The following is a 20,898-nucleotide window of genomic DNA, read 5'->3' as shown; positions in this document are numbered from 1 at the left end:
AATATACCTAAACAAAACAGATATAGAGTATTCCATAGATCTGTTAGCAAAAACTATGCAATTCCTTCAAAAAGAGTGGGTTAAAAATCAACCCACCCCAATATTTGACAAAGAACCTTTATTTTCCCAATTCCTTATTCCTCAATCACATGGTCAACTAAATCCAAAGTGTGCTCCCTATTCATATAATTGCACATCTCAATAAAATCCTTTAATGGAACATTATTGATCTGCTTATTTGAACCTCTCATATTAATAGAGACCGTCTCATTCTCTGCTTCCTTGTCACCGAGAACAATCGTATATGGTGTCTTGTAGGTCTTAAAGTACTTGATCTTCTCCTTCATATTCTTGTCGGAGTAATCTGCCTCAATGCGGATTCGATTTGAAACCAACTTATCAGCCACCTTCTTCGCATACTCATTGTGCTCTTCATGAATTGGAACAATACCCACTTGATATGGTGAGAGCCAGAATGGAAACGCTCCCTTAAAGTTCTCAATCAAAATGCCAATAAATCTCTCCAAAGATCCAAAAATTGCACGGTGAAGAACAACTGGAATTTTCTCTGTGTTGTCACTTGCAGTATAAGTCAAGCCAAAGTTTCTTGGCAACTGGAAATCTAGCTGAACTGTACCACACTGCCATTCTCTTCCAAGAGCATCCTTAATCTGCAAATCAATTTTTGGTCCATAGAATGCACCATCGCCCTCATTGATTTCATAGTTGCCCTCTCCATACTTTTTGTCAAGAATCTTTTTCAATGAAGCCTCTGCTTCATTCCAAAGTTCAATATCTCCCATAAAGTCATCTGGTCTTGTGGAAAGTTCTGCTCGGTAAGTCAAGCCAAGAGTAGAATAAATTTTATCTGCAATGGAAAGAATATCATCAATCTCATTTTCAATTTGGCTTTCCATAACAAAAGTATGATCATCGTCCTGTCTAAACATCTGCACCCTAAAGAGACCATTTAACTGCCCCGTCTTTTCTCTTCTGTGCACCACATCGGTCTCTGAATATCGAATAGGAAGGTCTCGATAGGAGTGAACCTTTCTCTTATAGGTCATCATCGCATTTGGGCAGTTCATTGGCTTTGCCGCTCTTGTATCCTCAGCTTGGATATCTCCATCCTTACCTGGAACAATAAACATATTATTGACATAATGTGCCCAGTGACCACTGATTAACCAGAGCTTTTTGCTATTGATAATTGGTGCAGAAATCTCCTGATATCCATGAACCTCATGAATACATCTCCACCAATCAAGCAAAGTATTAAACACCTTCCAACCTCTTGGCAACCAATATGGCATACCTGGTGCAGTCTCATCAAACATAAATAAGTCAAGCTGTGGCCCCAGTTTCTTGTGGTCTCTTTCCATTGCTTCCTTAATTAGTTGTAAGTGCTCCTTCAATTGTTTCTTATCTGGGAACACATACACATAAATTCTTTGCAATTGATCTCTGTGCTCATCGCCCTTCCAATAAGATCCTGAAACTGACTTAATCTGAAAAGCCACATTCATCAATTCCTGTGAATTGGCAATATGTGGTCCTCTACACAAATCAATAAAATCATCCCCTGTCTTATAGGTAGTAATAATTTCATCCTCTGGCATATCATTGATCAATTCAACCTTAAACTTCTGATCCTTAAAAATACTTAAGGCCTCTTCCTTTGATACCTGTGCCACTGTCCAATCTTCTCGACGCTTGATAATCTCACGCATCTTATCTTCAATCGCCTGAAAATCATCTTCTGAAATTCCTCTTGGCAACAAGAAATCGTAATACATACCATCGGCAATCTCTGGGCCAATGGCATATTGCACATTGTCTTTTCCAAAAATTTCAATCACTGCCTTGGCAAGGATATGGGCCATGGAGTGACGATATACCTTTAAAAACTCTTCTCTTTCCATAATATACTCTCCCTAGTCTATTGCTCAAATTATGGTAACACTCACCATTTCATCTGTCAAGTAAACTATCACCTATAATGCCTAGTAATGCACTCTTTCGGTCTCTGCACCGACCTTTTGGGTAAACTTTTGTTCATCAAAATATTCAATAAGAATTTTTGCACATTTTCTGCTTGTATTGCACATATCACGCACTTGAGCAATCGTCAAGACCTCATTCTTTTCAAAATATTCTTCTATTTTTTCGTGCAAGTCATCAATCAAACTCTTCAATGTGTAGATCTCATCCGAAAGACGCACCAATTTCTTTTCATAGCTCATCAAACGGAAGATATCTAACACCACTTCTTCCTTTTCATGTAGCCCCGAAATCTCTGTGTATTTTATTAAGTCATAACCTGCCACCTTCAAAGCATCCAAAACCGTGCATTCTACCTTGATATAAGTTTGATCCTTTACTATTTTAAATTCATTGAGACAGACAAATTCATCGACAAGGCGAATAAACTTTTCCTTGACCAACAAAAGAAGGCACTCCTCAAAGACATTAGGTTTTATCTGTTTCATTAAGCTATGGTATACCTCGGCCTTTTTCATTCCAAAGCGATAAGGATAATTCTGGTGATACTTTAAAAGTCTTACCTTTAATTCTTCCTCAAAAGCAGACTTATTGACTATGTGCCAATAATAAATTTCTCGCTTCATATCTATCTTGATAATTTTTCCTTCTTGTTCCAGTTCCTCCAGATAAGGTAAAATTTCTTCCTTAGAGTGAGACATCAATTGTGTGAGCTTTGTCAAGGTCATTAACATTTCACTCTGAATGTGCAATGCACAGACATCGGCCAAAGACCCCGATTCCTTTTGCTCTAATTCCTCAATAACATCCTCGTGAAAACGCTTTTTCTTCTTTGGATTTGGCTCAAGAATAACACCGCCCCCCACTGTTTCTAGTGGGGAATAAAAGCGAACAATAAAGTGATCTCCTCGCTTGACTACAATTTCCTCTTCAAGCAATAATTGGCAAAATCCACTCTGCCCTGGTGCAATTTCTTCTTGGTCTAATAGCACAGCTCTACATAAAACTTCACTTGTCCCTGTAAATAGATGTAATCGTTCTCGATTCGTGAGTGTTCGGCTACTGTCTTTTAATACGCTCATTCGCACATCAATTCGATCCGTATTTTTCATGCTCCCCTGTGGGGCAATGACTGCTCCCCTGTGTAAATCTTCCTTCTTTACGCCCACAAGATTTAAGGCCACTCTCTGCCCTGCACTACAGCGATCTTGGTCTTTTTCATGCACTTGAATATTTCTTACCTTGCACTCTTTTTGACTGGGATAGATGCAAAAGCTCTCTCCCTTTTGAATTTTTCCAGAAAGCAAAGTTCCTGTCACCACTGTGCCAAATCCTGTGAGTGAAAATACTCGGTCAATAGGAAGTCTTGCAATTCCATTTTCATCCTTTTCTTTGGACAGCTCCTTTTGCATCTTCGCAATCTCATCCTTGAGTGCCTCAATGCCCTCCCCAGTTGCGGAAGAAACTTTAACTACAGGTGCATTTTCAACAATAGTGCCCTTTAACTCCTCTTTTATTTCTTCCTCGACCATTTCCAGCCACTCTGCATCAACAAGATCACATTTATTGATAACCAAAATTACATTTTCAATGCCCAAAAGTTCCAATATATCCAAATGCTCTCTTGTCTGTGGCATAATGCCCTCATCCGCCGCCACAACAAGCAAGACTAAATCCATTCCCACAACACCAGCAACCATGTTGTTGATAAACTTTTCATGCCCTGGCACATCAATAATTCCACACCGAGTTCCATCTTTCATATCAAACCAAGTAAAGCCAAGTTCAATCGTAATTCCTCGCTCTTTTTCTTCTTTTAGGCGGTCTGTATTTCTTCCCGTCAATGCACGAATTAAAGTTGTCTTTCCGTGGTCAATGTGTCCTGCCGTTCCAATAATGATGTTTTTCATTCGCCTTCCAATGCCTCCCTCAGCATTCTGACTACAAGATCAAATTCATCACTAAAAATTGTTCTCACATCAAGCCACAGCATATCCTCGGCTGTGCGAACAATCACAGGAACCTCTCCCCTGCGAAGTGCCAATTCAAGGTCTACAACAGACATATGATCTGCTCGTATGCAGACAGCAAAACTTTTTAATCTTTCCATAGGAAATGAACCACCACCAATTTGTGATTCACATTCAAGCACACGAACATCTATTGGCAAATTTTCTAGTCTGTTTGCCAATATTTCTGCCTTTTCTTTCATTTCTTCTGGCGTTGCCGAAATCATAGATAAAACAGGAATCTTTTGAATTGCATTTTCCACATCCAAATATTCGATCAAAACTTCCTCTAGGGCAGTCACTGTAAATTTATCAATGCGCAGTGCCCTGGTCAATTGATTCTTCTTCATCCTGTCGATGTACTTTTTCTTTCCCACAATAATTCCAGCTTGTGGTCCGCCAAGAAGTTTATCCCCACTAAAAGTCACCACATCCACACCCGAGGCCACTACCTCTTGCACTGTAGGCTCATAGTTTAGTCCAAATCGGCTCAAATCAACCAAACTTCCACTGCCAAGATCTTCAATGACTGGAATTTCTCTTTCTTTTGCCATTGGACAAAGCTGAGCAGAAGATACACTCTCTGTAAATCCCACAATCCGATAATTGCTTGTGTGAACCTTTAATAAAGCTTTGGTATCAGGTGTAATGGCCTCCTCATAATCAAAAAGATGCGTCTTATTGGTCGTTCCCACCTCTACCAGTTTTGCTCCACTTGCCTCCATCACATCGGGAATGCGAAATTTTCCACCAATTTCGACGAGTTCTCCTCTGGAAACAATCACTTCTCCCCCCTTGGCCATCGCATTGAGAACAAGCATGACTGCTGCAGCATTATTGTTTACTGCCATAGCGGCCTCTGCCCCTGTAATTTTGCAAAGAAGTTCCTCAAAATGAGCATAGCGCTCTCCACGCACGCCCTCTTTTAAATTATATTCAAGATTAGAATACCCACTGACAACATCCACTAAATGCTTGGCATGCCCTACATCCATTGGGGCCCTGCCCAAATTTGTGTGTAAGATTGTACCCGTCGCATTAATTACTTTTTGCACATGAAATCTATGCATCTTTCTCACACGTAGACAAATATTTTCCACCAAGCCATCGCTCTTTTTCTTCAGCTCTTCTGCATCATTACAAATAGCAATAGCATTTCGCAATGCAGCCAGCTCCTTTCGAATCGCCTCCATCACAATCTTATGACCATAATTTTTGACCGCTTCTTGAATTTCTTCTTTTGCCAACAAAAGATCTACTTTTGGAATATTTCGATATAACTTATTTTTATCCATTATTCCCCTCTTTACCTATGTAATCTAATTAATTTATCTCCCTTTTCCGACACATAACCAATCACTGCCACCGTAGTGTCCATTCCTGCCTTTGAAAATTCTGAAAGAACTGCTGGCACATCGCTCTCACTTACACTGTACAAGAGCCCACCCGAAGACTGTGGATCATAGAGTAAATCAAGATAAAATTCTTCTACACCACTAGCATCCACTTTGTTCATAGAATATCTTCGATTATTGTAGGTTCCCTCTGGAATCACACCCATTTTGGCAAAATCTTCTGCCCCAAAAATATAAGGAACTCGACGGACATTTAAATCAAAAGTTACCTTACTTGCTTCGGCCATCTCTACACAATGGCCCAAAAGACCAAATCCTGTAATATCTGTGCAAGCGTGCACATCAAAATGGTCCATCACTTCCTTGCCCTTTCGATTGAGTGATTTCATTACGGTTACTGCCTCATCAATAGAGGATTGTTCTGCAATTCCTCCCTTTAAAGCTGTATTAATAATTCCACTTCCAATCTGCTTGGTTAAAATCAAGGCATCCCCTGGTTTTGCACCATAATTTTTCAATACCTTCTTCGGATGAACAATGCCCGACACACATAGTCCATACAGAGGTTGGTCATTTTGAACCGAATGACCACCAACTAAAACTGCACCAGATTCCTTTACCTTGGCTGCTCCACCTGCCATAATTTCTCCCAATACAGAAATATCTAGGCAATTTGGGAAACCGACAATATTGAGTGCAACTTTGGGAACTCCGCCCATCGCATAGACATCACTCAACGCATTGGCTGCTGCGATTTCTCCAAATGTATAGGGGTCATCTACAATCGGTGTAAAGAAATCCACCGTCTGAATCATGGCAATTTCATCTGATAATTGATATACGGCTGCATCATCTGCGGTGTCGATGCCAACCATTAAATTATTGTCTTCAAATTTTGGTAACTTACCCAGAACCTGGGCAAGGGTCTCAGGACCTATTTTTGCTGCTCAACCAGAAGTTTTACTCATCTGGGTCAATTTCACTGCCATATCATTCCTCCCAATCTTTAATACGAAATAGGAGTTCCGGTGCCTTCACCAGAACTCCCCCTTGGCATTATACCATAAATTAACTTACATATCCTGCTTTTTTCAATTCTTCTATCGCTTTTTCACAATTTGCCTCAGACACAAGAATAATTGGCCCTGTACAACCCATTCCACTTTCTGCATAGATGCCCTGTTTCCACAACACTTTGACCGCATCCTCTAAGTCCATCACTTCAATTCCTGCAATGGCCGCAGTTACAATTTCCTTCTTTGGTGGCTTTACCTCTTCACTAGAGCTTGGCTTTGATGCTCCCTTAATTTCCTCTAAAATTGTCTTTAATCCCGCTCTATTTGCACTTTCAAACTCTGCCTTAGCCACTTCAAAGACCTTGCCTTTGACAAGCTCTGCTGCATAACAAATGGCATTGTAAATCACAGGTGCTCCTGATGCTCTGGATACAATCATCACCAACTTGTTGTAATTTTCTCCAATACCAGGCCCATAGCCATAACCTGTTGCCTCAAAACTTCCACCTGTAGTAAAGGAAGAAAGCATTTTGCTCATCACATTTCCTGTCAAGGAATCCATAACCATCACATCAGCACTTGCCTGCAAGATGTCATTTCCACGCATTACACAGCCACCATCTGCCCTTGAAGACTGAGCAAAATGTAGTTCATACCCGCCTTCTACCAGCTTTTTTAGTGCTTTTTCTGTCTGTCTTGCTCCATCGACATTGAGAATGCCCACGCTAGGAGTTGGATTTCCACAGGCTTTTGCTGTAATAACGCCATAGATAGTATTCTTAATCATTGCTTCCACTCGGTCAGTACTTGATGTGCCCGTAGTATTGGCAATAAACATTTCCTTTGCTTTTGCTGGGGTAATGGATCTACCGACTGTAGATACCCCAATCGGAAATGGAAAATGCATAGTAACTGCACCATCTACCTCGCCATTCTCTAGCATACTCTCCATTTTCTTGTGACCTTCTTCGTCATCAGCCACAAAAACTGTGTTCACGCCCTCGGCACTCAGACTGCCAATGTAATAGACATCAATTCCAGCTTTTGCTGCTTTTTTTGCTGCTTCCATTACATTTTCTTCGCCGTGCTCACTGCCCATACCTGTCACAGCAATCTTTGGACGCTCCCCAAAGCTTCCACTTTCTAGTCCCTTTGCCATGGTCAGAAAAGTATTGGCAATCATTTTTTCGACTGTATTTACCATAACTTTCCCTCCTCTACTGTTGAAGCAATGATGCTGCAAAATCCTTCATGGCCTTGGCAATCAAACTCTTTACCTCTTCCTCTGAAACACCACCTGTCTGCTCGTTTGCAGAAGTGTTTGCCTGAACAACAAAGGAAACACCATCAAAGAGATTGGTCATTCTTCCAAGGAAGAGTGATCCCTTTCCAATAATCATGGCATTCTTAATTTTTCCAGATAAAATATCCTCTCTGGCAAATCCAAGATATGGCACACCTGATGGAATATGTCCCTGTGTCGGTGCAAATCCTGTCAAACCATGCTTTACAGTAAAGTCTGCAATATCTGCCCTTTGGATATCGCCCTTCTTTACTGCAAGTGCTGCAATCATCTTATAATTTGCCATTGGCACATCACCTGCACCTGCTGGCTTAGTGATATCTGGGTTTTGCATCTCTGGTGAAAACTTGTCAATATCTGTAATCTTTAGTCCCACTCTCTCCAGTGGCTCAGAAACTAATGAACTGATAACATTTTGTGGTGCAGAGCCTGTACCCACTGTATGACGTCCAAGAATATCCAAGTTGATTTCTGGGCTGACACCATCATTTTCGCCAACAATAATACAAAAACCTGCCAAGCAATCTTCCAGTGCAGGAAGCCCCTTCTTCACATGGTCTTTTCCATTCATTCCAAGTTTTGCTGTGCAGCCACCACCCACAACAGCCACACATTTGTATGCCCCGGCCTTTACCAGTGCTGCGGCCTCAACCATGGCATGTGATGGCCCAGCACAAAAACCTCTGGCATCTGAACCTGTGGCATGATTTAATCCTGCAATTTCTGCGGCTGCCTTTGCAAAGTTTCCGCCACCACGCTGGTTGACATCGCCACAGGCCTCCTCTGAACAATCAATCACATACTCAATATCGTCTGGAGAAATTTTTGCATTTTTTACTGCATAGAGAAGGGAGAGAACACTGGTCGCCTTGTTCATTAAATTCTCGTGCATAACTTCTGCGGAGAGATTGACATCAATGTCATGCGCTCTCTTCACGCAGCCAACAAGCTTTCCATCGTGATATAGTCCTTCGGCATGTTCCTCATTGACATATTTTTCAATTTCGGCAATATCAAAGCCCTCCAAAATTCTTGCCTTGATCTCCTCTGTGATCATTGGATCTTGCTCTAATTTCTTTCTTGTATCTGCAACAAAGCTCTTTTCTAGCAAATATACTTCAAATACATCACAAGTCTGGGCCAGCAATAAAAACTCATCCTCTGGCATAATCTCGCCAAATTTTCCGTAGCGACTTGCCCCTTCCATTTTCTTATCGTAATAAGGGAACTCTACGCCAGCAAGAGCATCTGGTGTGGCATTTCCAATATACACCTGATTTGGCCAATAATTTACACAGTCTTCAAAAGAACGAAGGTGAGATGGCAATTCCTTCAAGTAATCTCCATCAGGATTGACAATACGCTCTGTAATCTGAGTGGATCCATTGTGAATCACCATCTGTGGTGTATGTGCTAAAACATAACTGGCCCCTTTAATAATACTGTTCATTGCGATGTTGCTACCCCAAAACAGGGTAGTCTCTCCTTTCTCTAATCTATTTATTCATTTTAAAGTAAAAGAAAATCACAAAGGAGAGCGAAGAGGCTGCTACACCTCGCCGCTCCCCTCCTGTGAAACAACTATTTATAAATATTTACAATACTCGTCTCTGATTGCTGTCATCTCGTTGACAATATCGTCAACATCCAGAACCATCTCCATCATTCCAATCTGTTCATCATAGACAGCTGGATCAAACTCCTCCTTGAGTTCTGGTTCGCAACAGTGATAAACCGTAAGTCCAAGCTGGACCCCTGTCAATGGACCTGCGAATGTAGGGTCACCTGCTGTTACTGTCTCTGCAGCAAGGCTTGCAGCCTCACCCTCAGCAGCACCGAGAACAACAACTAAGTTCTCAGGGCCAAATTTCTCAGCAAAATCTTTTACCCTCTTTTGATTCTCAAGATCCATTGCACCTGCGCTCGTTCAGACAAAGCATTCAGTGGACATATAGACAACTTCTCCACCGGCTGTTTCGACGCAGGCAGCAATTGCTGGACCAGGTACACCATCACGGTCACCAACAATAACTACTTTTTTGTCTTTTAAAATAGCCATTTTTCTTCTCCTTTCAAATTTAAACCCTATATGCAATGCTCATTGAGCAAATTGCCAATACTAAATATATTTCTTAACCATCTCTTCAATGGCGGCCTCTGTGCAGGCCTCCTTCACTAATTCTTCAACCTTGGCACCATCTTTATAAATGGCCATAACAGGAAGTCCCAAGACCTTTTGTCCAATAGCCAAACGGCGAGCCTTTGTGGTATTGAGCGAACACCATTTCATTTTATCTGCATACTTCTCTGCAAGACTATGTACAAATGGCATCAATGCCTGACAAGGAACACAACCATCTCCATAAAAGTCCACAAATACATATCCCTGTGCCTGTAAAACCTCAGCTTCAAATGTTGTCTTATCTACATCTAACATAATCCTTTATTCCTCCCATTCATTGATATAATGTTCTGCCTGTGTTGCAGCAATTGCTCCGTCTGCGGCTGCTGTTACTACTTGGCGAAGGCTCTTTACTCGAATATCTCCAGCGGCAAATACTCCAGGAATATTGGTGTGCATATCCGCATCCGTTGGAATATATCCATGATCCATCTCAAGCCCCGTGTCATTGTAAAGCTCTGAGTTTGGAAGCATTCCAATAAATCCAAATAGTCCAAACATTCCATCATCCTCATCTGCCTCAATCACAGTCTCTTCGCCTGTCTTTACATTTTTGACTGTCATCTTCTGCAAGATGTCATCGCCTTCAAGTTTCTCTACAACTGTGTCCCACATAAAGTGTAACTTATCGTTTTTAAAGGCCCTTTCCTGAATAGACTTTGCTGCTCGAAGTTCATTCCTTCTGTGAATCAAAGTAACTTTTCTTGCAAACTTTGTCAAGTACATTGCTTCCTCAACTGCGGAATCTCCACCGCCCACAACAAATACCTCAAAATCTTCAAAGAAGTTGGCATCGCAGGTTGCACAGTAGGAAACACCCTTACTCAAGAACTCCTTTTCTCCTTCACAGCCAATTGGTCTTGGGTGTGCACCTGTGGCAATAATCACCGCTTTTGCTTGATACTCGCCCTTTTCTCCAATGACCTTCTTTACTTTTCCACTGAAGTCGACACTCTTTACTGTGTCTGCCATTCGCTCGCAACCAAAATTCTCACACTGTTTTGTCATTCTTGCAATGAGAGATGGACCGCTCTCGCCCAGCACTGCCTGACCCGGATAATTTTCAATCTCATCTGTAATGGAAATCTGACCACCATCCTGTGCCTTTTCAATAATCAAAGTGGAGAGCCTTGCTCTTCCTGCATATAGTCCTGCCGCAAGTCCTGCCGGGCCTGCACCAAGGATAATGACATCATACAACTTATCCATTTTGTTATCTCCCTTCAATGTCATTCCTAGCGAAATATTAGTGCATTTTTTATATTTTTTATTTTTTCAACCGCACTTTATTATTTATATTTACCTCAATTATACAAATTTTATTAAGAAATGTCAATATTTATTGTAAAATATTTATTATTTTTATAAGCTTTGTATAATATAAATAAAATTCATCAAGACAAAATACACAAAAAGAGGAGCGAAAATCGCTCCCCTCTATGTATACGGCTATGCCGAGAATTGTTGGCGTAAGCGTGTGAGAATCGAACTCACCTAGGACGCAACGCGCCCAACACAGGTTTTGAAGACCAGGAGGCACACCAGTTACCTATCCGCCTACATCATATATTTGAAACCCTTATATTGTACTATATTTATTAAAGATTGTCAAATACTGTTTGCTCTTTCACTTCAATCGTCAATGCCTTTAATGCCTTTTCTACCAGTTTTCTACGCAACTTCTTTTCCTCCTGTGCATCAAGTGCAGGATTACCCAATGGGTGAGGAATTGCAACCGCTGGAACGATGCGGTTTGCTCCTACCGTGAGCGAAATTGGTGTAACTGTACAAATGTGAACTACAGGAATTCCGTATTCCTCAATGCCCTTAACCATCGTTGCACCGCAACGTGTACAGGTGCCTCAGGTGCTAGTGAGTATCACAGCGTCCACATGATCATCAATCAATTTTTTACCAATCTCCTTAGCAAAAGCCTTGGCCGAAGCAACAGCTGTACCATTTCCTACCGTAGTAAAGAAATAAGGATATAACTCTCCGATCTTGCCTTCTTTTTCTAGATCACGAAGGACATCCACAGGCAAAACACGATCTGCATCTTCATTGGCATAAGTTGGATCATATCCACCATGTGCTGTCTCATAGGCATCGGATGTCAAATCATTAACTCCTGTAATATCATACTCGCCATAGTGAGAAGCATTGGAACTTTCAATATGGTCTGGATTTCCTTTTGGAACAATACCGCCAGAGGTCACAAGGGCAATCTTTGCCTTACTTAAATCCTTAAGTGCTGCTCCAGGTTCTACTCTGTCAAAGCAAGGCATTGGATACTCTGTCACAAATGGCTTATCTGCAAGCTTCTTTACAAGCATATCGACCGCACGCTTTGCTCCTCTTTCCTTCTCAAAGAAGTTGACACGTATTCCCTGAGGAATATATCCTTCCTCAACTGATGCACCAATCTTTTCCTTTCGATATAATTTCAACGCAAGTGCTGCCATTTTCTTGACTGCATCTCTCATACCTGCCGCAGAATTCTTGGTAGAAACAATATAGATTTTGTCCTTAAACATATCTACACCAGGATTTTCTGTATACATACCTGTCAACACAGGAATATGCAAACTCTCCTGCACTGCATTCGCTACTGTTCCACAAGCTACTCCATATCGACCAGCATTAAATGCAGGTCCAGCAATAAAGAGGTCTGGCTTTAAGCCCTTTACCATCTCCACAATATCTGCTGTTGCCTTGTCAATATTTTCATTAAAATATCCATCTCCACAGACCACTGTGCCCACAATCTCAGCTTCATCACCAAATTGCTGAACAAATGCCAGTGCTGGTCCAAGTGCCTTGCCCTCTTCTAGTGTCGCAGGGTAATCGGCCTTTTCCTCACCACCGATTTGAGCAAAAAACTGATTGATATATTGAACAACTCTAAATTTAGCCATAACATCCTCCTATCTTGCACTCAAGTTGTGAAAACCTGTCTCATTGGTCGCACCCGTCATAACCTGAATCTCAACTTCCAATGTTCCATCTTCACGCAATGTGTGCTCATTGGCACCTGCAATCTTATTTACATAGGCAAGTGTTCCAATCAGTTTGTCAAGTTTTGGCAAAATAATCACGCCATTGGCATTGCCTCCTGTCACTACGGCATCCGCTGAGGCATCCGCATCTGCAAGGGATTGCGACTTTCCATCTCTTCCAGCATACTCATCCGTAATCAATACAACCTTAATGCCCTCATCCTCAATCTTTTTACAATTCATCATCAAGTCAGTATCTGGATTTCCAAATCCCTCTTGAGATACAATAACGCCATCCAGTCCAAGCATCTTACAAAGCTTAGCTGTCATATTGGACGAGCGCTCCTTATCGGCAAGATAGACATTCTCATTTGTAATAATCTGTCCAACAAAGTTAAACTTCTTTCCATGCAAAGCATAAAGTTCTTCAACAACTGGATTGTTCTGGTGAACATAGGTCGGATTCTTATCACAAGCAGACACACAATTTCCTGATAAAATTGCTCCATCCATAACTTCCGTAGGATAAATAATGGTTGGAATAATCTTCTTTGCATCCACTCCATAGACATAGGTATCGTGTAAAAGACCTTGGCTTTGTAACATTTGTACATAGGCCACTCTTGGCAAATCTGGGTACTCCGAAAAACTTTCCTTTAAATTCTTTGTCTCATACACCTGTGTCTCATCTGGTGTAAGTTCTCTGGCCAGTTCTCCAAGATAATTTGCCACCTTCAAACCAATCATACGAACAGCCTGCTCATAGTCATGTGGCTTAACATCTTCTACTGGTGAACACACAACAACCAAGTTCAATAATTTTGAAAATGGTGTATAGTCAGCACCCACGCCACTCATATCAATAATACCTTCTTGGAATCCAACAATTGGACCTGCTGTCACGACAGCCATTCCCTTTAGTGCATAAGTTTTTCCCTCGCCAACGCAGTCCACTTTGGAAACCACACCTGGGAAAATCCCACCTCGACCTTCCACCTTGACACGAGGTTCAATTACATCCTTTACAGGTGTAATTCTCACGCTCTCTCCTGGCTTTGCAATATCTACTTCCACTTTTGCAATCTTTTCTTCGGCCAATGCAATCTCTTCAATCGCCTTCTTATCGACATACAAGATTCCATCCTCAACCTTGGAAGTATCTGCAAAACAAATGTCTTTGATCCATATTCTACCCAATTCCAGTTTCACTCTGCTACCTCCTTGAAATCATATCTGACTCAAGTCCACTTTCGAACAAAGTCAGATCAACAAATTGAAAATCTCTTGTGACATCTTTTTTATATGGATACTTTTTCTGAGAAAATTTGTCACAAGTAAGAACTGCCTCTTCAATCACCCGCACGGAAAACTCATCAATTTTTCCTGTCGATTCTTCTAAAAGTACAGACTTATAGGGTGTTTCATTTGGCTTAATGCTTCCCGAAAGCGGATGTGTCAACAATCGGTATCCTCGATGTACAAGATCTCTCACCTGTTTAAGTACCCCTACAAATGAAGTCTCTTCGTATTTCAGATCATATTGTTGAGAATATCTTTCCCTTACCATTGGATTATTTGTTACAATTAACTTCTTCATTTCTTCCGCCTCCAAGACATATTGCTATAGTTTCTGTACTCTCCGCAACTCTTGTTTGTACATATTAGCATTCATTATTTGATTTTTCAATATTTTTTATAAAAAATTGATAATTTTTATATATTGCACAAATTAAAAATTAATTTCTTCTATATAAATAGCTTCCATTTAATTCCCTTTTTATTGGATACTTTTTTGATTGTATAAGCACTTTTTATAGTATATACTTAATATGCCATTGGATTATTGTATGTATTTCTTTTCTTAGGAGGAGTTTATGGAAAAATTAAATAATATTGTACAAATACTCAATGGGTATTTAAGCAATTATGTCCTAATTATCGCATTGCTCGGTGGTGGTATTTGGTTTTCCTTCCAATTGCGTTTTATTCAGCTCAAAGGCTTTGGTGAAGGAATGCGTCGAACTTTTGGCGGACTTTTTTCAAAGAAAGGCGAGGCAGGACACGATGGAATGTCATCCTTTCAGGCACTGGCCACAGCCATTGCTGCTCAAGTAGGTACAGGAAATATTGCAGGTGCCGCAACAGCCATTGCTGTCGGTGGTCCTGGTGCCATCTTTTGGATGTGGGTTGCTGCCTTTCTTGGTATGGCCACAATCTTTGCAGAGGCTGTTGTTGCTCAAAAATTTAAGCATGTTGCAGAAGATGGATCTGTCACTGGCGGTCCTGTGTACTACATTCGTGCAGCATTTAAAGGAAATTTTGGTCGCACATTGGCAGGTATTTTTGCCGTGTTAATTATCTTTGCCCTTGGATTTATGGGCAATGCGGTACAATCCAATTCCATTGCAGCAGCATTTAATAAGGCCTTTGGTATTCCACAATATATTATGGGCATTATTATTGCGATTGCCGCCTTATTTATCTTTGTCGGTGGCATCCAAAGAATTGCCAAAGTGACAGAAAATATCGTGCCTTTTATGGCAGCATTTTACATCATCGGTTCACTCATTGTTATTTTTGCCAATGTGAAGCACATTCCTTATGCATTTTACTCTATCGTTGTTGGTGCTTTTCGTCCAGAGGCCATTGTCGGCGGTGCTGTTGGTGCAACCCTCAAAAAAGCGCTTTCTAAGGGCGTAGCTAGAGGACTTTTCTCCAATGAAGCTGGTATGGGTTCTACACCTCATGCCCACGCCATTGCCAAGGTAGATCACCCAGCAGAGCAGGGTTTTGTAGCGATGATCGGTGTATTTATTGATACTTTTGTCATCCTAAACCTCACTGCACTTGTCATTATTACCACACAGTCGCTGTCTCTGCGAGATGCCTCAGGTGCTAGTTATACAGGTGCTGCCCTCAGCCAAGTGGCATTTTCTACCCTCTATCACAAGGGCGGTGATATTTTTATTGCCATTTGTATGCTATTTTTTGCATTTTCTACAATTATTGGTTGGTATTTCTTTGGTGCTGCCAACATTCGATATCTCTTTGGCAATAAAGCCATTAAACCTTATTCCTTCCTCGTTGCACTCTGTGTATTCGCAGGCTCACTTGCAGAGGTAGATTTAGTTTGGAATATGGCCGACTTATTCAACTCATTGATGGTTCTTCCAAATATCATTGGTCTGTTCGCATTGACCAAGATTATCGTTGGACTTAAAAATGATTACTATCAAAATTTTAAAAAAAATAAAAGATAGGCCATAAAGACAAATCAAGGAGAGCTTTCAGGTAATTTACCTGAAAGCTCTCCTTTTGTTTACTATTGCTTTTGCCTAAGTGCATAGCTCATTAAGCTAGAAATCAGTAGTTCTCCAACGACAAAACCAAGCCAAACCCCTCGCATTCCCAAAAAAAAGGACAAAATTATTGCTGAAATGGATGTTGCAAAAAAGCCTCGCAAAATCGAAACAATGGAAGCCCACTTGGCCTTTGCTGTGGCACTCAAAAAGCCACCGCCCACAATATTATATCCTGCAAAGATCATTCCCACAAAGTAGTAGCGAATTCCCATTGTGGCATATTTTGCCATATTGGGGTCATTCTCGCCATTAAATAGACTAATTATTGGTGTTGACAAAAAATTTGTAATCAACAAAATCATCACTGCTGCTCCAAAGGCAGTTCCCACGGCCATATGGAGCAAATGGCGAGACGATTTTTCATCTCCTTTTCCAAAGTATTCGCTAAATAATGGTTGACTTCCCTGCGAAATTCCATTAAAAATCGCCACTGCCACAATGGACATATTCGCAATCACTCCATAGGCCGCCACCCCCGTATTTCCTGCCAGACGAAGAATCAATGTATTAAAAATCACCGTTGTAATTCCTGTGGCCGTCTCTCCCATAAATGCAGCAACACCAAGTTGTACAGAATAGAGCGTTCTCCCAATCGAAGGAATTGAAAACACAAAACGCACCGTGTTTTTCTTAGACAAAAAATGACGCATACACATCATCATTCCCACAATGGGCGAAAGTGCTGTAGCCAGTGCGGCTCCATTCATTCCCATTTTTCCTGGGAACATCAAAATATAGTCCATCACAATATTAAAAATACTGCTGGTAAATGTCGCAAGCATAGCCCCTGTCGGGTCATCATCATTTCTCACAAAGGAATTCATAATAGAATTCAACATAAAAAATGGGGCAAATGCCATAAATATGCGTGTGTAGGACTTTCCAACAGCTACAATCTCTTCATCTCCCCCCATAAAGCGAACTACTTTTTCAGGCATCAAAAGACCCACAATAATAAAGAAAAGACTGAGGATCAGTGCCACAAAGATGGCGTTGGAAAAGAATAAATCACTATCCTTATCCTTTCTTGCTCTGGCAATTCGAAATCTTGTCGACGAACCCACAGCCAGCATTGAGCCAATGGCATAGATCAAGCTATAGACTGGCAAAATCAAATTGAGAGCTGTGATACCATCAGCTCCCTTAGCCTGACCAATAAATACGGTGTCTGCAAGAATATAGGCAGACATCCCAATCATCCCCACAATATCTTGGGAGACATAGTGAACAAACTTCTTATTTAAATCTTTCAAACTTTCTCCTTCTATGCTAAACTCTTGAAAAAAGAAAGTGAGGCGGTCATATGAATAGCACAAATTTAGAATATTTTGTCACTTTGGCAGAAGAATTAAATTTTACACAGGCAGCACGAAAACTCTATATCTCTCAGCAGGCACTAAGTAAAATGATTTCTAAACTGGAGGAAAAATTGGGGATTGCTCTCTTTGACCGAAGTACTCCCCTTCGACTGACCACCGCAGGTCAGGTTTTTTATCAATCTGCAAAAAAAATCTTAATTAATATGGACGAATGCACTCGCCGCTTACAAGAAATCAAGGATTTTACTAGAGGAAATCTCTCTATTGGCATCTCCGTCACTCGTGGCACCGTCCTTCTTCCACAGATTCTTCCAAAGTTTCATCGCCTCTATCCCAATATTCACATTTCCATCTTTGAGGGGCAAATGACCACCGATGTCGACCAGGCACTCAACGATTCTATGGTTGATCTGTCCATCACCCATGCCCCTGTCATTCCAAATCACATTGTGAGTGTTCCGCTGTATAAAGAGACCTATATGCTTGTGGTTCCCAATGACCTTCTCTACAATGCCTTTTCAAAGGAAGAAATCGAGGATATGCTGGTCCATCCGCCATCCATTGGACTCTTTCGTGACTTTCCCTTTATTGCTCAAGAAACAACAACAGTCGGTGGCGAATTTTTCTTTGACCTATGTAACGAAGCAGATTTTGTTCCCAATATTCTCTACACGGTACAAAATATTTTGACGGAGTTAAACCTCTGCATTTCTGGTGCCGGAGCCTGTACCATTGCTTCGACCTTCCTTCCGATGTTGACCGAATATGAATATTACAATCATCCCTATTTAAACATTGCCTCTGTCACCTGCATCAAACTACAAACCAATTTAGAAAGCCGCCCTCTGGCAATCAACTACATACGAGGGAAAATTCTCACTGACGCAAGCAAATCATTTATTGAACTGGCCAAGGAATGTTTTATTAAATAGTTCAGCAAAAGACATCGGATAGCTATACAGTTATCCGATGTCTTAACTACTTACTCTGACTGTCAATATATGCTTTAAGTTTTGCCTCATCTTCAGGCTTATCGGCCAGCAACTCCATCTCTCCAATGCGAGAACCCGCCGTAAAGATATAAGAAAGTGCCACATATTGTGTCAATTTTGACTTTATATTCAGTCGATCGCCCTCCGTTGTCACTAAAGTCACCCCGCCATCACAACCATCAACCACCTCAAATAGCTGATCAATATCCTTTACTTTATCAATCTTCATATTCCCCACCATCCTCACTTTCAAGATTATATCTCTATTATACGGTGGCTCTTTTCGTATGTCAAATATTTAAAATAGTTTCAAATATTTAGTCTTCTCCGTAATTTTTCGCCTTTCCAATAAAATATTCCCTTGCAAATTCCATATCTTGCACAAATTCTGCCGCACCAATATATTTTCCCTCGCCATCTCTCACTGCCATATAGCGAACCAAAAAAACCTTGCCATTTTTCTCCATCCAAATGGGAACTTCGTCCAGTGTACCCTTTTTAAATTCCTCAATAATCGTCCTGACTTTCTTTTCTACTTTCGGTGGATGACAAGAAAAGACCTCTCGCCCAATCGCCATTGCTGGACGCTTAAATACCTTTGGCCCCTCATTAAAGAAGCGATTGATATCCTCTCCATCGACAAAGGTAATCTCTAGCGGAATGGTATTCAAAAGGGCCTGAATCTGTTCCACGGTCATATGGCCGCCAACCATCATCACTTCTTCCGAATTTTTTTCTGTCACTGCCTTCTTCGTATCTACTTTCTCAGCCTCTGGCCAAATCATAGACTCTACACCAAGGCAATCTTCGTAGTCCTTTGCATCGTGATAGATTCCCATCCATTCTTCCGCGCTAAAATTGGAGGCGCAGGTCGGAAAAAGAATATTCCTCTCCTTATAGATCATTTCCTCCATTCGAGTGACCACCGCATCCAATCGCTCAAACCATAGCTGATTTTTATTCTTTTCCTTGCCAAGATCACGAAGTTCCTCTCGAATATCATTGTCCACCGACCACATCACACTCGCTGGGCCTTCGATGTGGTATCTGACCTTTAGCACAGGATAGAGTAAATCTCCCTTCTTTGCATAGTGGATAGCAACACTTCGAAGTTCAGAAATGAGGCTGTCCTCGACTTTTCCTTTTTGTATTTCTACCTTTGCTTTGGATAGTAACTCCTCTAAAGCGTCATTTTCCCTTGTCAAAGTGTAGAGTGGATGACCTACAACTTCCGTTAACTTTTCCATCGAATCTATTTTTGTCGTTCGCTCATGAAAGAGTGCCGAATGCACATCACAGAGCTTTTGTAATTCTTCCACTGGTGTTCCTTCCGCCAAAATTTTTTGTTCCGCACGCATAATTTCATTAGAATCAACATCTTGAAAATCTCTCACAAACTCTGTGCGAATGCGATCAAAATCCTCCCCTCTGCTGATTCTATCCAAATATTCTTTAATCTTTTCTACTCTCTTGTCCATCACATTCCTTCCTCCCTTTGTTCTCTTTCTACTCTTTTCAAGATCTTATCGTCCTTCTTTATAAAAGACGATAACATTTGTTACCAAATCCTCTTAAATATGTTATAGTAATATTTATTTTAGATTTACAGGAGTTATTGATATGATTGAAGACCGCATAAAACGCTACTGGACTCGGCGTGCTCACGATTTTAGTACGGTGCGAAAAAATGAATTAAAAAATCACCTTCGTGTGGCGTGGCTACAGGAATTGAGTGCTCACCTTCCCACCTCCTCTCCCATCCGTGCACTGGACATCGGGACAGGTAGCGGATTTTTTTCCATATTGCTGGCAAAGGCGGGAATTTCGGTGGAAGGTATTGACTTAACTGAGGCTATGCTTTCTGAGGCCCGTGCACTCGCCAACGAGGAAAATGTAGATATCCCCTTTTTTGCCATGGATGCCCAAAATCTTGACTATGAAGATGAAAGCTTTGACCTTGTTCTCAGTCGCAACCTCACTTGGACATTGCCCGATGCAAAAAAAGCCTATGCTGAGTGGTTTCGTGTATTAAAGCCAGGGGGAATCTTACTCAATTTTGATGCCAATTATGGCACACACGAGCGAGGGCACAGCCTGCAAAACCGACAGGTCTCAGCAGACAGTCCCTATGGACATCTTGGCATTACCGATGCTCTTGCCAAGGAAAATACTTTAATCACACTATTTATGGATATCAGCAAACAGGACCGCCCCCATTGGGACAAAGAAGTCCTGCTTTCCACTGGATTTTCGTCCTGTGACATTGACCTCGATGTTGGAAAGCGTATCTTGGGCAAATTAGACCTCGATGATGCCCCAATGTTTGGCATATATGCAATTAAATAAAGCAAAGGAGTCATTAA

18 protein-coding genes and 1 tRNA gene are annotated in these 20,898 nt (G+C 41.1%); 3 read left to right on the top strand and 16 right to left on the bottom strand.

The features are described from left to right. Nucleotides 1-134 precede the first annotated feature (134 nt). From thrS to J5A74_06825, 13 genes are all read right to left on the bottom strand, one after another. Nucleotides 135-1,922: a threonine--tRNA ligase gene (thrS, locus tag J5A74_06885; protein QUI95120.1), complete on the bottom strand. Its 1,788-nt coding sequence runs from the start codon at nucleotides 1,920-1,922 to the stop codon at nucleotides 135-137. An 81-nt stretch (nucleotides 1,923-2,003) separates the two neighbouring features. Beyond that, a complete protein-coding gene (gene selB, locus J5A74_06880; protein ID QUI95119.1) occupies nucleotides 2,004-3,911 on the bottom strand; it encodes a selenocysteine-specific translation elongation factor in 1,908 nt (635 codons plus the stop codon). Further along, the gene (gene selA, locus J5A74_06875) at nucleotides 3,908-5,305 is read right to left on the bottom strand and encodes an L-seryl-tRNA(Sec) selenium transferase (GenBank protein QUI95118.1); all 1,398 of its coding nucleotides are present in this window, start codon (nucleotides 5,303-5,305) and stop codon (nucleotides 3,908-3,910) included. Before selA ends, selB begins: the two co-directional genes overlap by 4 nt. 11 nt (nucleotides 5,306-5,316) lie before the next feature. Further along, nucleotides 5,317-6,354, bottom strand: coding sequence for a selenide, water dikinase SelD (gene selD / locus J5A74_06870; protein ID QUI95117.1), 1,038 nt, complete (start codon nucleotides 6,352-6,354; stop codon nucleotides 5,317-5,319). A gap of 79 nt (nucleotides 6,355-6,433) precedes the next feature. Then, the gene (locus J5A74_06865; protein QUI95116.1) at nucleotides 6,434-7,585 is read right to left on the bottom strand and encodes a glycine reductase; all 1,152 of its coding nucleotides are present in this window, start codon (nucleotides 7,583-7,585) and stop codon (nucleotides 6,434-6,436) included. Between the two features lie 13 nt (nucleotides 7,586-7,598). Continuing rightward, entirely contained in the window at nucleotides 7,599-9,134 is a 1,536-nt protein-coding gene (locus tag J5A74_06860) for a glycine reductase (protein QUI95115.1), read from the bottom strand. A gap of 135 nt (nucleotides 9,135-9,269) precedes the next feature. Next, on the bottom strand, nucleotides 9,270-9,743 hold the full coding sequence (locus J5A74_06855) for a glycine/sarcosine/betaine reductase complex selenoprotein A (GenBank protein QUI95114.1): 474 nt from the start codon (nucleotides 9,741-9,743) through the stop codon (nucleotides 9,270-9,272). A gap of 60 nt (nucleotides 9,744-9,803) precedes the next feature. Next, complete coding sequence (locus J5A74_06850) at nucleotides 9,804-10,121, bottom strand: thioredoxin (protein QUI95113.1); 318 nt, start codon at nucleotides 10,119-10,121, stop codon at nucleotides 9,804-9,806. Nucleotides 10,122-10,127: 6 nt separating this feature from the next. Continuing rightward, nucleotides 10,128-11,075 (bottom strand): thioredoxin-disulfide reductase, encoded by a 948-nt coding sequence (gene trxB, locus J5A74_06845; GenBank protein QUI95112.1) that lies wholly within the window; start codon nucleotides 11,073-11,075, stop codon nucleotides 10,128-10,130. 256 nt (nucleotides 11,076-11,331) lie between these two features. Further along, nucleotides 11,332-11,427 (bottom strand) — tRNA-Sec (locus J5A74_06840). A gap of 37 nt (nucleotides 11,428-11,464) precedes the next feature. After that, nucleotides 11,465-12,781: a glycine reductase complex selenoprotein B gene (gene grdB, locus J5A74_06835; protein ID QUI95111.1), complete on the bottom strand. Its 1,317-nt coding sequence runs from the start codon at nucleotides 12,779-12,781 to the stop codon at nucleotides 11,465-11,467. Nucleotides 12,782-12,790: 9 nt separating this feature from the next. Then, on the bottom strand, nucleotides 12,791-14,071 hold the full coding sequence (locus J5A74_06830) for a glycine/sarcosine/betaine reductase component B subunit (GenBank protein QUI95110.1): 1,281 nt from the start codon (nucleotides 14,069-14,071) through the stop codon (nucleotides 12,791-12,793). A gap of 4 nt (nucleotides 14,072-14,075) precedes the next feature. Beyond that, entirely contained in the window at nucleotides 14,076-14,459 is a 384-nt protein-coding gene (locus tag J5A74_06825) for a GrdX family protein (GenBank protein QUI95109.1), read from the bottom strand. 277 nt (nucleotides 14,460-14,736) lie between these two features. On the opposite strand from J5A74_06825, the gene J5A74_06820 reads away from it, so the two are divergent. Continuing rightward, complete coding sequence (locus J5A74_06820; GenBank protein ID QUI95108.1) at nucleotides 14,737-16,122, top strand: sodium:alanine symporter family protein; 1,386 nt, start codon at nucleotides 14,737-14,739, stop codon at nucleotides 16,120-16,122. A gap of 62 nt (nucleotides 16,123-16,184) precedes the next feature. Here J5A74_06820 and J5A74_06815 read toward each other — a convergent pair whose 3' ends face one another. Continuing rightward, nucleotides 16,185-17,423, bottom strand: coding sequence for a polysaccharide biosynthesis C-terminal domain-containing protein (locus J5A74_06815; protein ID QUI96848.1), 1,239 nt, complete (start codon nucleotides 17,421-17,423; stop codon nucleotides 16,185-16,187). 104 nt (nucleotides 17,424-17,527) lie between these two features. On the opposite strand from J5A74_06815, the gene J5A74_06810 reads away from it, so the two are divergent. Further along, nucleotides 17,528-18,475, top strand: a complete 948-nt coding sequence (locus J5A74_06810) for a LysR family transcriptional regulator (GenBank protein ID QUI95107.1) — start codon at nucleotides 17,528-17,530, stop codon at nucleotides 18,473-18,475. A 46-nt stretch (nucleotides 18,476-18,521) separates the two neighbouring features. Here the strand turns inward: J5A74_06810 and J5A74_06805 are convergent, their stop codons facing one another. Next, nucleotides 18,522-18,764: a polya polymerase gene (locus J5A74_06805; protein ID QUI95106.1), complete on the bottom strand. Its 243-nt coding sequence runs from the start codon at nucleotides 18,762-18,764 to the stop codon at nucleotides 18,522-18,524. An 88-nt stretch (nucleotides 18,765-18,852) separates the two neighbouring features. Then, entirely contained in the window at nucleotides 18,853-20,013 is a 1,161-nt protein-coding gene (locus tag J5A74_06800; GenBank protein ID QUI95105.1) for a DUF438 domain-containing protein, read from the bottom strand. Between the two features lie 142 nt (nucleotides 20,014-20,155). Between J5A74_06800 and J5A74_06795 the strand changes: the two genes are divergently transcribed. Next, complete coding sequence (locus J5A74_06795; GenBank protein QUI95104.1) at nucleotides 20,156-20,881, top strand: class I SAM-dependent methyltransferase; 726 nt, start codon at nucleotides 20,156-20,158, stop codon at nucleotides 20,879-20,881. The last annotated feature ends 17 nt before the right edge of the window (nucleotides 20,882-20,898 follow it).

The organism is Lachnospiraceae bacterium oral taxon 096, assembly GCA_018141845.1.
Lineage (GTDB): Bacteria > Bacillota > Clostridia > Lachnospirales > Lachnospiraceae > F0428.
The sequence above is the reverse complement of the archived record's forward strand: the minus strand, read 5'-3'. Positions and strand labels throughout refer to the sequence as shown.

What these genes read in the sequence shown, in the direction of transcription:
- J5A74_06815 (QUI96848.1), bottom strand. Translation starts at nt 17,423, where the DNA reads ATGATTGGGATGTCTGCCTATATTCTTGCAGACACCGTATTTATTGGT.
- J5A74_06850 (QUI95113.1), bottom strand. Translation starts at nt 10,121, where the DNA reads ATGTTAGATGTAGATAAGACAACATTTGAAGCTGAGGTTTTACAGGCA.
- J5A74_06860 (QUI95115.1), bottom strand. Translation starts at nt 9,134, where the DNA reads ATGAACAGTATTATTAAAGGGGCCAGTTATGTTTTAGCACATACACCA.
- J5A74_06810 (QUI95107.1), top strand. Translation starts at nt 17,528, where the DNA reads ATGAATAGCACAAATTTAGAATATTTTGTCACTTTGGCAGAAGAATTA.
- J5A74_06800 (QUI95105.1), bottom strand. Translation starts at nt 20,013, where the DNA reads ATGGACAAGAGAGTAGAAAAGATTAAAGAATATTTGGATAGAATCAGC.
- thrS (QUI95120.1), bottom strand. Translation starts at nt 1,922, where the DNA reads ATGGAAAGAGAAGAGTTTTTAAAGGTATATCGTCACTCCATGGCCCAT.
- trxB (QUI95112.1), bottom strand. Translation starts at nt 11,075, where the DNA reads ATGGATAAGTTGTATGATGTCATTATCCTTGGTGCAGGCCCGGCAGGA.
- J5A74_06805 (QUI95106.1), bottom strand. Translation starts at nt 18,764, where the DNA reads ATGAAGATTGATAAAGTAAAGGATATTGATCAGCTATTTGAGGTGGTT.
- J5A74_06865 (QUI95116.1), bottom strand. Translation starts at nt 7,585, where the DNA reads ATGGTAAATACAGTCGAAAAAATGATTGCCAATACTTTTCTGACCATG.
- J5A74_06825 (QUI95109.1), bottom strand. Translation starts at nt 14,459, where the DNA reads ATGAAGAAGTTAATTGTAACAAATAATCCAATGGTAAGGGAAAGATAT.
- selA (QUI95118.1), bottom strand. Translation starts at nt 5,305, where the DNA reads ATGGATAAAAATAAGTTATATCGAAATATTCCAAAAGTAGATCTTTTG.
- selB (QUI95119.1), bottom strand. Translation starts at nt 3,911, where the DNA reads ATGAAAAACATCATTATTGGAACGGCAGGACACATTGACCACGGAAAG.
- J5A74_06820 (QUI95108.1), top strand. Translation starts at nt 14,737, where the DNA reads ATGGAAAAATTAAATAATATTGTACAAATACTCAATGGGTATTTAAGC.
- J5A74_06795 (QUI95104.1), top strand. Translation starts at nt 20,156, where the DNA reads ATGATTGAAGACCGCATAAAACGCTACTGGACTCGGCGTGCTCACGAT.